Genomic DNA, 11,470 nt, shown 5'->3' on the forward strand with positions numbered 1-11,470 from the left:
GTCGAACTCCGTCGTCAGTCGCGCGCTAAAAGGCGCGGGGCAAGCTCTTTAAGAGCGCGACGATAAACCTCGCGCTTGAATGTCACCACCTGGCCCAACGGATACCAATAACTGACCCAGCGCCAGCCATCGAACTCCGGTTTACCGGTCAAATCCATCCGCACCCGCTGCTCGTTGGAGATCAGGCGCAGGAGAAACCATTTCTGTTTCTGGCCGATGCACAGCGGTTGGCTGTGGGTACGCACCAGACGTTGCGGCAAACGATAGCGCAACCAGCCTCGGGTGCAGGCCAGAATTTGCACATCTTCACGTTCAAGGCCTACTTCTTCGTTCAACTCACGGTACAAGGCGTCTTCAGGGGTTTCGTCGGGGTTGATTCCGCCTTGAGGAAACTGCCAGGCATCTTGGTTGATACGGCGAGCCCATAGCACCTGTCCGGCATCATTCGTAAGAATAATCCCGACATTAGGACGGAAACCATCGGGGTCGATCACGGCAACAACCTCGCAAACGCATGTCACCGCATTGTTCCACAAAGATTGATACAGCGGCAACGAGGCTGCTTACCTTATGTGCACTCTTGTGAAAAGACCGTATTCTGGACGCCTTTTTACAGACTTTTCAGCGAGTAACTGCAATGCGCCTGGCTTTATTCGACTTGGACAACACGCTTTTGGGGGGTGACAGCGATCACGCCTGGGGCGATTACCTCTGTGAACGCGGGATTCTCGACGCGGTGGCCTACAAGGCCCGCAACGACGAGTTCTACCAGGACTACCTGGCCGGCAAGCTGGATAACGCCGAGTACCTGAACTTCTGCCTGGAAATCCTCGGCCGCACCGAGATGGCCCAGCTGGATGAATGGCATCGCGACTACATGCGCGACTGCATCGAGCCGATCGTGCTGCCCAAGGCAGTTGAGTTGCTGGCCAAGCACCGGGCGGCGGGCGACAAGCTGGTGATCATCACCGCGACCAACCGTTTTGTGACCGCGCCGATTGCCGAGCGACTGGGGGTTGAAACCCTGATTGCGACGGAATGCGAGATGCAGGATGGCCGTTACACCGGGCGCAGTACGGATATCCCGTGCTTTCGCGAGGGCAAGGTGACGCGCTTGAATCGCTGGCTGGAAGAGACCGGGTTTAGCCTGGAGGACAGTTACTTCTATAGCGATTCGATGAATGACCTGCCGCTGTTGGAGCAGGTGACGCATGCAGTGGCAGTGGATCCGGATCCGAATCTGCGGGCTGAGGCTGAGAAGCGTGGTTGGCCGGTGATTAGCCTGCGCGGCTGATAAAGCTTTCGCGAGCAAGCCCGCTCCCACATTTGATCGAGTTCCACCTTTGGAATGCAGTCAAATGTGGGAGCGGGCTTGCTCGCGAATGGAGGCAACTCGGTCTCAAGCCTTAAACCGGCTTGGCACCCATCAACCCGGCAATCGCCACAAACCCCACCAGGCTCACCACCGCCAGCGCCACGGTAAAGTTCAGACTCCCCGCCCCGCCCAGCCGCAGTCGATTAAGCCGCACCACCAGCCAGAACCAGCTCAGCGCCGCCACGGTGTAGATCACGCTGGAACCCAGGATCCAGGTTTGCCCCAGCGGCCAGCCGATCAGGTGCGCCAGCCACCAGCCGGTGAACGGCATGCTCACCACGCAAATGCCCATCAACAACCACACAAACACCCACGGCCGCTGCACGGTATAGGCCGGCCCCGCGCTGCGTTTGCGCCAGGCCAGCACTGCCAGGGCGAGGCCGCTGAGCAGCAGCAACACCGTGGCCGCGATGTGGATAACTTTGAGGGTGGTCAGCGTTTCCATGTTCTCGATTCCTTGAAGGCCGCCCAGTCAGCGTAGTCGCTCAACCGAGGAACAGCTGGTAGGCCGGGTTATCACTTTCATCCCAGTACGGGTAGCCAATGGCCTCCAGCGCCGCCGGCACCAGGTGACGCTCGTCCGCCGGTACTTGCAGGCCCGCCACCACGCGCCCATCGGCGGCGCCGTGGTTGCGATAGTGGAACATCGAGATGTTCCAGCGCCCGCCCAATTTGTTAAGGAAGTTGAACAGTGCCCCCGGACGTTCCGGGAATTCGAAGCGGAACACCACCTCGTCGCTGACGTGCGCCGCATGGCCGCCGACCATATGGCGGATGTGCAGCTTGGCCAGTTCGTTTTCCGTCAGGTCCAGCACCGGGAAACCCTGGCTGGTGAGGCTGGCGATCAGCGCGCTGCGCGGGTCGTTTTCCGGGTGGGTCTGCACGCCGACAAAAATGTGCGCCTCGCGCCCGGAGTGGTAGCGGTAGTTGAATTCGGTGATCTGGCGCTTGCCCACGGCCTCGCAGAAGGCCTTGAAGCTGCCCGGTTTCTCGGGGATGGTCACGGCGATGATGGCTTCGCGGCCTTCCCCCAGCTCGGCGCGCTCGGCCACATGGCGCAGGCGGTCGAAGTTGACGTTGGCCCCGGAATCGATGGCCACCAGGGTTTGCCCGGTGATCCCACGGGTCTCGACGTATTTCTTGATACCCGCCACGCCCAGGGCGCCAGCAGGTTCTGTGATGGAGCGGGTGTCGTCGTAGATGTCCTTGATCGCCGCGCAGATTTCATCGGTGCTGACGGTAATCACTTCATCCACGTAATCCTTGCAGATGTCGAAGGTGTGCTGGCCGATCTGCGCCACCGCCACGCCGTCGGCGAAGATGCCCACGGTCGGCAATACCACGCGCTCGCCCGCCGCCATGGCGGCTTGCAGGCAGTTGGAGTCGTCCGGCTCGACGCCGATGATCTTGATTTCGGGCCGCAGGTATTTCACGTAGGCCGCGATACCGGCAATCAGGCCGCCGCCGCCCACCGGGACGAAAATCGCGTCCAGCGGCCCCGGGTGCTGGCGCAGGATCTCCATCGCCACGGTGCCCTGCCCGGCAATGGTGTGCGGATCATCGTAGGGGTGAATGTAGACGTAGCCTTTTTCGTCGACCAGCTTCAGCGAATACGCCAGGGCTTCCGGGAAAGAATCCCCATGCAGCACCACTTTGCCGCCACGGGAACGCACGCCTTCGACCTTGATCTCGGGGGTGGTCTTGGGCATCACGATGGTGGCCTTGACCCCCAGCACCTTGGCCGCCAGGGCCAGGCCCTGGGCATGGTTGCCCGCCGAAGCGGTGACTACGCCGCGCGCACGTTCTTCGGCGCTCAGTTGGGTCAGCTTATTGTAGGCACCGCGAATCTTGAACGAGAACACCGGCTGCAAGTCTTCGCGCTTGAGCCAGACCTTGTTGCCCAGCCGCTCGGAGAGCTGGCGGGCGGTCTGCAGCGGGGTTTCTACGGCAACGTCGTAAACGCGCGAGGTGAGGATCTTTTTGACGTACTGTTCAAGCATCGGAAAGCATCACTGGGCGGGTTGGGCAGGGCCAAGGAGTCTAACCCAGCGTTTGGCCGGGCGACCACACGAAAACCGAGGTTTTGTTGGGTTATACTCGCGCCCCTCTTTACTCCCCGCCCGTTCCGGAGCCCGCATGACCCAGGATCAACTCAAACAGGCAGTGGCCCAGGCCGCCGTCGATTTAATCCTTCCTAAACTCGACGATAAAAGCATCGTCGGTGTCGGCACCGGTTCCACCGCCAATTGCTTTATCGATGCGCTGGCCCTGCACAAGGGCGCGTTCGACGGCGCGGTTGCCAGCTCCGAAGCCACCGCTGCGCGGCTCAAGGGCCACGGTATTCCGGTGTACGAGCTGAACACCGTCAGCGACCTGGAGTTCTACGTCGACGGCGCCGATGAAAGCGACGCACACCTGAACCTGATCAAGGGCGGCGGCGCAGCCCTGACCCGCGAGAAGATCGTCGCGGCCGTGGCCAAGACCTTCATCTGCATCGCCGACGCCAGCAAACTGGTGCCGGTACTCGGCGCGTTCCCGCTGCCGGTGGAAGTGATCCCGATGGCCCGCAGCCACGTGGCCCGCGAACTGGTGAAACTGGGCGGCGACCCGGTGTACCGCGAAGGCGTGCTGACCGACAACGGCAACATCATCATCGACGTGTTCAACATGCAGATCACCAACCCGGTGGAACTGGAGCGCCAGATCAACGCGATCGTCGGCGTCGTCACCAACGGTTTGTTTGCGGCCCGTCCGGCTGACGTACTGCTGCTGGGCACCCCGGAAGGCGTAAAAACCCTTAAGGCGTAATGCAAAACCCCTGTGGGAGCGGGCTTGCTCGCGAATGCGCAGTGTCAGTCACTGAATATGGCGCCTGATACACCGCATTCGCGAGCAAGCCCGCTCCCACATTTGTTCTGCACATGACTCAAGACTTGGTTTTTTTGAATACATAGAAAAGATTGGGCTCACTGACCATGTACAACGTGCCGTCGTTGTCCATGGCGATCCCCTCGGCCTGAGGCACGCGCTGCTTCAGGCCATGGCGCCCCTTGAGCAGCGACAGGCTGCTCAGGGGGCGACCGTCGATATCCAGTTCCAGCACCAAAAATGACTCATCCGACAGCGCCAGCAGATGACCGCTGCGCTCGTCGTATTGCAGGCTCGACAGGTCGCGCACAAACAACCCGGCATCGCGCTTGGGGTTGTTGATCACGTGCACCGAGTAGGTTTTTTCCGGTTTGAAATGCGGAAAGCCGTGGACCTCGTAGATCAGCATCGGGTCGCGCTCCTTGGCCACAAACAGGCGCTTGCCCACCGAGTCATAGGCCAGGCCTTCGAAGCCCTTGTTGCCGCCCAGGTGCACGCCGAGGGTCATTTGCTCGGCGTCGGCGGCATCGAGGAATTGGGTGTCGTCATCCACGTGGACCTTGATCAGCCGCTGCTGGCGTTCGTCGCTGATCACGTAGGTGTTGTCGCTGATGTACTCCACGGCCTCGGCATCGCCAAACCCCACCAGCGCAATGCGCCGCAGGATTTTGCCGTCCAGGGACAGTTCGACCAGCTCAGCGTTCTTGTTGGTCACGGTAAACAGGCTGTTGCGCACCGGATCAAAGGTCAGTGCCGAGACATCATCGTTGAGGCCGTCGATCACCTGCGCCTCCAGGGCCACCCGGTAATCGCCAAGGCCAATGGAGTGCTCCCCGGCGGGATTGCGCCAGGATTGCCAGTTGAACCAGGCACGCTCGAACAGGCGCAATTGCTGGGCAACCACACCGCACGCCACCAGGGCGATCAGGATCAGGATAAAAAAAGCAGGTTTGGGGCGGGCAAGTCGACGCATCGGGCGGGGCTCAGAGTAAAAACTGGCGAATGAATATCACGGTCGCCTGAATTTAAACTTAAACACCCCGGGTGTCTGGCTTATGCCGCAGATAGAGAAAAATCTGACGTAATCGAACTACTGCGCCTGCTTCTCGAAGCGATAGAACAGGTTCGGCTCGCTGACCATATACAGCGTGCCGTTCTCGTCCATGGTCACGCCTTCGGCACGCGGGATGGTGTTCTTCAAGCCATTGAAGCCGCCGAGCAAGGTCATGAAGCTGACCTGCTCGCCCTTCTCGTCCAGTTCCAGCAACAGATGGGAGTCCGCCGACAGCGCCAGCAGGTGGCCGGTACGCGGGTCGACGGTCAGCGCCGACAGGTTGCGCATGTCCAGTTCAGTGCTGGCGAGCTTTTGCTTGGCGCCGGAGAGGTTCTGGCTGCCGTCGCTTTTCCAGGTGAACAGGGCCGGTGGGCGTTCTTCGCCGAGGACCAGCTGTTGGTTGCGCTTGTCCCAGGTGACCGCCTCAAAGGCTTTGTTCTGGTCCTTGGACGGGCCCAGGTCATAGGACGGGAAGTCGGCTTTGTTCAACTGCTGGGTCTGCGGGTCGACCTTGACGATGGTCAGGCTGTGCTGGCGCTCATCGACCACGGCCATCAGGCCGTTTTCCATCATGGTCACGCCTTCCGGGTTGTTCCAGCCGTTGAGCGGCATCTTGCGCAGCACGTCGCCTTGCAGGGTCAGTTCAACCAGGAACGGGTTCTTGCCCATCACCGAGAACAGGGTCTTGGTCAGCGGGTTGTAGGTGAGGTCCGAGGCTTCGTCCTTCTCCATGCCGGGCAGCAACTTGGCGTCGATCACCGCGTGGTAGTCCGGGAGCCAGACGCTTTCCAGGCGCTCGGCCGGGGTTTCGAAGCCCTCCGCCACCCACAACACACCACGGTCGTCCCAGTGCATCGCCCAGGCCACGCCGTAAATGATCGCGCCGGCGAGGAACAGCCAGGAATACCAGCGCATGGCAAGGCGTGAACGAAACGTGGGTTTTACGGATGGGAGAGGCACGGCCATTACGCTTTCCAGAAAGTCAGCTTTAGGGGATAGCACAGGATCAAAAGGTCCGCGCGCAGGAGGCTGAGGATTATCCGGATGGGGTGTGAAAAAAATGCAAAAACACGATTGGGTGGCAGTACACAGATCAAATGTGGGAGCGGGCTTGCTCGCGAATGCGGAGTATCAGTCACTGAATCTGTCACTGATACACCGCTATCGCGAGCAAGCCCGCTCCCACATTTTTGACCGCGTTTCGCCAGGTATTCAGCGAACGCTGCTTTCGAAGCGGCTCACACCCGGCAATTCCAGCACCAGTTCATCGCCCACATTCAGCGGGCCCACGCCTGCCGGCGTACCGGTGAGGATCACATCCCCGGCCTGCAACGAGAAGCAGCCGGCCATGTACTGGATCATCGGGATGATCGGGTTGAGCATGATCGCGCTGTTGCCGTCCTGGCGCACTTCGCCATTGATGGTCAGGCGAATGCCGATATCCGTCACATCCGGGAAGGTGCTGCCGACCACGAACGGGGCAATCACTGCCGCGCCATCAAACGACTTGGCGATTTCCCACGGCAAGCCCTTGGCTTTCAGCTCGGCCTGTTTGTCCCGCAGGGTCAGGTCCAGGGCCGGGGCGAAGCCGGAGATGGCGTCCAGCACTTCCTCGCGGCTCGGTTTGGCCGACAACGGCTTGCCGATCAACACCGCGATTTCCGCTTCGTAATGCACCGAACCGCGCTCGGTAGGGATGGCAAAACCGCCTTCCAGTGCCACTACGCAACTGCCGGGCTTGATAAACAGCAGCGGCTCGGTGGGTACCGGGTTATCCAGTTCCTTGGCGTGTTCGGCGTAGTTACGCCCGATGCACACCACCTTCCCCAGGGGAAAGTGAATATTGGTGCCGTCGACATACTTGTGCTGGTAGCTCATGGACCGACTCCTTCAGGGACTGTTAAACAGCGAAAATCTTGCCTGGGTTCATGATCCCGTTAGGGTCGAACACCGCTTTCACTGCCTTCATGTATTCAATTTCAACCGGCGAGCGGCTGTAGGTCAGGTAATCGCGCTTGGTCATGCCCACGCCGTGTTCGGCGGAGATCGAGCCGTTGTACTTCTGCACGGTCTCGAACACCCACTTGTTGACGGTGGCGCACTTGGCGAAGAACTCGTCCTTGCTCAGGTTTTCCGGCTTGAGGATATTCAGGTGCAGGTTGCCGTCGCCGATGTGGCCGAACCAGACGATTTCGAAGTCCGGGTAGTGTTCGCCGACGATCGCGTCGATTTCCTTCAGGAAGGCCGGTACTTTCGACACAGTCACCGAAATGTCGTTCTTGTACGGCGTCCAGTGAGAGATGGTCTCGGAGATGTACTCGCGCAGCTTCCACAGGTTGTGCAGTTGGGTTTCGCTCTGGCTCATCACGCCGTCCAGCACCCAGCCCTGCTCGACGCAGTGTTCGAACGTGGCCAGGGCATCGTTGGCCACTTCTTCGGTGGTCGCTTCAAATTCCAGCAGCGCGTAGAACGGGCAGTCGGATTCGAACGGCGCCGGCACGTCGCCGCGACCGAGGACTTTGGCCAGGGCCTTGTCGGAAAAGAATTCGAAGGCGGTCAGGTCCAGCTTGCTCTGGAAGGCGTGCAACACCGGCATGATCGAGTCGAAATCGGTGGTGCCGAGCACCATGGCGGTGAGGTTTTTCGGCGCCCGGTCCAGGCGCATGGTCGCTTCGACCACAAACCCCAGGGTGCCTTCAGCGCCGATGAACAGCTGGCGCATGTCGTAGCCGGTGGCGTTCTTGATCAGGTCTTTGTTCAACTCCAGCAGGTCGCCCTTGCCGGTGACGACTTTCATACCGGCCACCCAGTTACGGGTCATGCCGTAGCGAATGACCTTGATCCCGCCGGCATTGGTGCCGATATTGCCGCCAATCTGGCTGGAACCCGACGAGGCGAAATCCACCGGGTAGTACAGGCCTTTTTCTTCGGCGACGTTCTGCAATTGCTTGGTGACCACGCCCGGCTGGCACACGGCGGTACGGTCGGTGAGGTTCACGTCGAGGATCTGGTTCATATAGTCGAACGACACAACCACCTCGCCATTCGCAGCGACAGCAGCGGCCGACAGGCCGGTACGACCACCGGACGGCACCAGCGCGACCTTGTGCTCATTGGCCCAACGGACGATGGCCTGCACCTGCTCGGTGGTCTTCGGGAAGACGATGGCCACCGGGGCCGGCGCGAAATGCTTGGTCCAGTCCTTGCCATAAGCCTCAAGGGAGTCAGCATCGGTCAGGACCTTGCCAGGCTCAACCAGGGTCTTCAGCTCATCAATCAGGGCAGGATGGGTCATCGACAGAACTCTCGAACAATTCATGGTCATCCTGAGAACGCTTCACGTCGCAGGAATGGGTGTTTAGCGGGGCACGTATGCTAGCATACCGCCCCCGCAGGATAGTGCCCAAGGGCGTTCTGCGGTGACGGCTTTCCTGCCGTCCGGGTCAGCTTACGTGATCCGATTCCCTGCCATTTTTCTCCGGGATACAGGTTTACGCAGATGAGCAAGACTTCTCTCGATAAGAGCAAGATCAAGTTCCTTCTTCTGGAAGGCGTCCACCCATCGGCCGTCGAAGTCCTGAAGGCCGCCGGGTACACCAGCATTGAGTACATCACCAGTTCTCTGCCGGAAGCCCAGCTCAAGGAAAAGATCGCCGACGCGCACTTTATCGGCATTCGCTCCCGCACTCAGCTGACCGAAGAGATCTTCGATCACGCCAAGAAGTTGGTAGCTGTCGGCTGTTTCTGCATCGGCACCAACCAGGTCGACCTCAACGCAGCGCGCGAGCGCGGCATCGCGGTGTTCAACGCACCGTACTCCAACACCCGCTCCGTTGCTGAGCTGGTATTGGCCGAGGCGATCCTGTTGCTGCGCGGTATTCCCGAGAAGAACGCTTCCTGCCACCGTGGCGGCTGGATCAAGAGCGCAGCCAACTCCTTCGAAATCCGCGGCAAGAAGCTGGGTATCGTCGGTTACGGCTCGATCGGCACGCAGTTGTCGGTATTGGCCGAAGGCCTGGGCATGCAGGTGTTCTTCTACGACACCCTGACCAAGCTGCCATTGGGCAACGCCACCCAGGTGTCGAGCCTGACCGAGCTGCTGGGCATGTCCGACATCGTGACCCTGCACGTACCGGAAACCGCTGAGACCCAGTGGATGATCGGCGAGAAGGAAATCCGCGCCATCAAGAAAGGCGGGATCCTGATCAACGCTGCACGCGGCACCGTGGTCGAGCTGGACGCCCTGGCCGACGCGATCAAGGACAAGCACCTGATCGGCGCCGCCATCGACGTGTTCCCGGTTGAGCCGCGCTCTAACGACGACATCTTCGAAAGCCCGCTGCGTGGCCTGGACAACGTGATCCTGACCCCGCACATCGGCGGTTCCACCGCTGAAGCCCAAGCCAACATCGGCCTGGAAGTGTCGGAGAAACTGGTCAAGTACAGCGACAACGGTACGTCGGTGTCCTCGGTCAACTTCCCGGAAGTGGCTCTGCCGGCGCACCCTGGCAAGCACCGTCTGCTGCACATCCACCAGAACATCCCTGGCGTGATGATGGAGATCAACAAGGTCTTCGCGGAAAACGGCATCAACATTTCCGGTCAGTTCCTGCAGACCAACGAGAAAGTCGGCTACGTGGTTATCGACGTAGACGCCGAGTATTCGGACCTGGCGCAAGAGAAGCTGCAACACATCAACGGCACTATCCGTAGCCGCGTGTTGTTCTAATCGTTAAACGCGCATAAAAAAGGGAGACCCTCGGGTCTCCCTTTTTTTGTCTGAACAAATCTTACTTGACGTTAACCGTGATGACTTTCGAGGCTACAGTCGGGTTGAACTGCATGTGCAGTTTGTCGCCGGCTACCAGTTGCAGCGTGTGCTTGCCTGGGGTGAGGGTCAGCTCGGTTTCGGTCTGTGCCTTGCCGTAGTGGATCACGGTGTCGGTGGCCGGGATCGGCACGCTGGCATCCGGCAACTCTTTCTGGTCGATCAGCAGGTGGTGGTGGCCGGTGCCCGGGTCCTGGCTGGTGGCCGGGGCCAGTTTCAGGCCTTCCATGCCGAATTTCACGGTGAAGGTTTTATCGACGGTGGCGCCATCTTTGGGCGACACGATGAACACTTTGGCACCTTCTGGTGGAGCGCTGCGCGGGATGCCATCAGCAGCGGTCGCCAGCATCGAAGCGCCCAGCAATAGGCTGGCCAGGGTTGCACGGGTCAAAAAGGCTTTCATTCACTTCTCCAGTTTTTCCGGGAAATCTGTAGGGTTATGACAACTTCGCGACAAATTGCTGTCCAAGGCATTCAACACCATAGCAAAGCGAGCCTGAACAACGCTTCGCTCATTCGAATTCTTTAGGAGCGACCATGCGTTTCCTGCCTGGCCTGTTACTTTTACTGCCCCTTGCAAGTCCCTTGGCCCATGCCGAACTGATCGACGATGTATTTGACCGCGGGGAACTGCGCATCGCAATGGAAGCCAACACCCCGCCCTTCAACTTCAAGGAAGGCGACAAACTCACCGGTTTTGAAGTGGAGCTGGGTGAGTTGCTGGCCAAGGAAATGGACGTACGCCCCTCCTTTATCACCGTCGATGCCGCCGAGTTGCTGCCCGGCGTGGAAAGCGCCAAGTACGACGTGGCCATCAACCATATCGCTATGACTCCTGAACTGGCGGATCGTTTCGACTTCAGCGAGCCCTACAGCTACTCCAGCGCACAGCTGATCGTGCGCAAGCAGGAACAGCGCCCGTTGGGCAGCTTTGCGGCGCTCAAGGGCAAGGCGTTGGGCGTGGCCCAGGGCAGCCAGTTTGTGGAGCAGGCGCGCACCGCCGAGGGCGTTGATTTGCGCAGCTATGCCGATGCCAGGCAGCCGCTCAAGGACGTTGCCGATCAACAGATCGATGCCGCCATCAGTGATCGGCTGCTGATTCCCTACGCGATTCGCGACAGCCAGCTGCCGGTGAAGGAAGGCGCAGACGTCGGCCCGACTCTGAGCCTGGCGATTCCGTTCCAGAAGGGTAACCCGGCGTTCAAGGCCAGCCTGGACAAGGCCCTGCAACGAGTGAAGGCCGATGGCCGGCTGGCGGCGTTGTCGGAGAAGTGGTTCGGGATGGATGCGAGCAAGCCGGTGAAAAAGGCCGAATAAACGACTCGGTCAATGTGGGAGCGGGCTT

At 60.1% G+C, this 11,470-nt stretch carries 13 protein-coding genes; 4 read left to right on the forward strand and 9 right to left on the reverse strand.

The window, feature by feature from the left end; translation table 11 throughout:
* Positions 1-14: 14 nt before the first annotated feature.
* Complete coding sequence (locus HX839_RS05920; RefSeq protein WP_003176750.1) at positions 15-494, reverse strand: RNA pyrophosphohydrolase; 480 nt, start codon at positions 492-494, stop codon at positions 15-17.
* A gap of 143 nt (positions 495-637) precedes the next feature.
* Here HX839_RS05920 and HX839_RS05925 point away from each other — a divergent pair, with 143 nt between their 5' ends.
* Positions 638-1,294 (forward strand): HAD family phosphatase, encoded by a 657-nt coding sequence (locus HX839_RS05925; protein ID WP_008438940.1) that lies wholly within the window; start codon positions 638-640, stop codon positions 1,292-1,294.
* A gap of 112 nt (positions 1,295-1,406) precedes the next feature.
* On the opposite strand, the gene HX839_RS05930 is transcribed toward HX839_RS05925, so the two are convergent.
* Positions 1,407-1,820: a DUF2269 family protein gene (locus HX839_RS05930; RefSeq protein ID WP_102370118.1), complete on the reverse strand. Its 414-nt coding sequence runs from the start codon at positions 1,818-1,820 to the stop codon at positions 1,407-1,409.
* Between the two features lie 40 nt (positions 1,821-1,860).
* Entirely contained in the window at positions 1,861-3,375 is a 1,515-nt protein-coding gene (gene ilvA, locus HX839_RS05935) for a threonine ammonia-lyase, biosynthetic (RefSeq protein WP_003213834.1), read from the reverse strand.
* 136 nt (positions 3,376-3,511) lie between these two features.
* Here ilvA and rpiA point away from each other — a divergent pair, with 136 nt between their 5' ends.
* The gene (rpiA, locus tag HX839_RS05940; RefSeq protein WP_008438935.1) at positions 3,512-4,183 is read left to right on the forward strand and encodes a ribose-5-phosphate isomerase RpiA; all 672 of its coding nucleotides are present in this window, start codon (positions 3,512-3,514) and stop codon (positions 4,181-4,183) included.
* A gap of 118 nt (positions 4,184-4,301) precedes the next feature.
* Here the strand turns inward: rpiA and HX839_RS05945 are convergent, their stop codons facing one another.
* The 5 genes from HX839_RS05945 to HX839_RS05960 all read right to left on the reverse strand — a co-directional run bounded on the left by HX839_RS05945 (position 4,302) and on the right by HX839_RS05960 (position 8,592).
* Positions 4,302-5,066 (reverse strand): SdiA-regulated domain-containing protein, encoded by a 765-nt coding sequence (locus HX839_RS05945; protein ID WP_371315627.1) that lies wholly within the window; start codon positions 5,064-5,066, stop codon positions 4,302-4,304.
* Positions 5,024-5,149 (reverse strand): MYXO-CTERM sorting domain-containing protein, encoded by a 126-nt coding sequence (locus tag HX839_RS31815; RefSeq protein ID WP_371315623.1) that lies wholly within the window; start codon positions 5,147-5,149, stop codon positions 5,024-5,026. Before HX839_RS31815 ends, HX839_RS05945 begins: the two co-directional genes overlap by 43 nt.
* Positions 5,150-5,333: 184 nt before the next feature.
* Positions 5,334-6,263, reverse strand: coding sequence for an SdiA-regulated domain-containing protein (locus tag HX839_RS05950; RefSeq protein WP_177066854.1), 930 nt, complete (start codon positions 6,261-6,263; stop codon positions 5,334-5,336).
* Between the two features lie 246 nt (positions 6,264-6,509).
* Positions 6,510-7,175: a fumarylacetoacetate hydrolase family protein gene (locus HX839_RS05955; protein ID WP_003213842.1), complete on the reverse strand. Its 666-nt coding sequence runs from the start codon at positions 7,173-7,175 to the stop codon at positions 6,510-6,512.
* 22 nt (positions 7,176-7,197) lie between these two features.
* Positions 7,198-8,592 carry an FAD-binding oxidoreductase gene (locus tag HX839_RS05960; protein ID WP_003213844.1) on the reverse strand — a complete coding sequence of 465 codons (1,395 nt, stop codon included), beginning with the start codon at positions 8,590-8,592 and terminating at the stop codon, positions 7,198-7,200.
* Positions 8,593-8,796: 204 nt separating this feature from the next.
* Between HX839_RS05960 and serA the strand changes: the two genes are divergently transcribed.
* Positions 8,797-10,026 (forward strand): phosphoglycerate dehydrogenase, encoded by a 1,230-nt coding sequence (gene serA / locus HX839_RS05965; protein WP_003213846.1) that lies wholly within the window; start codon positions 8,797-8,799, stop codon positions 10,024-10,026.
* Between the two features lie 61 nt (positions 10,027-10,087).
* Here serA and HX839_RS05970 read toward each other — a convergent pair whose 3' ends face one another.
* Positions 10,088-10,528 carry a DUF4399 domain-containing protein gene (locus tag HX839_RS05970; RefSeq protein WP_003213848.1) on the reverse strand — a complete coding sequence of 147 codons (441 nt, stop codon included), beginning with the start codon at positions 10,526-10,528 and terminating at the stop codon, positions 10,088-10,090.
* A gap of 134 nt (positions 10,529-10,662) precedes the next feature.
* Here HX839_RS05970 and HX839_RS05975 point away from each other — a divergent pair, with 134 nt between their 5' ends.
* A complete protein-coding gene (locus HX839_RS05975) occupies positions 10,663-11,442 on the forward strand; it encodes a transporter substrate-binding domain-containing protein (protein ID WP_177022348.1) in 780 nt (259 codons plus the stop codon).
* Positions 11,443-11,470 lie beyond the last annotated feature (28 nt).

Origin of the sequence: Pseudomonas sp. I8001 (assembly GCF_013385345.1) — a bacterium.
Lineage (GTDB): Bacteria > Pseudomonadota > Gammaproteobacteria > Pseudomonadales > Pseudomonadaceae > Aquipseudomonas.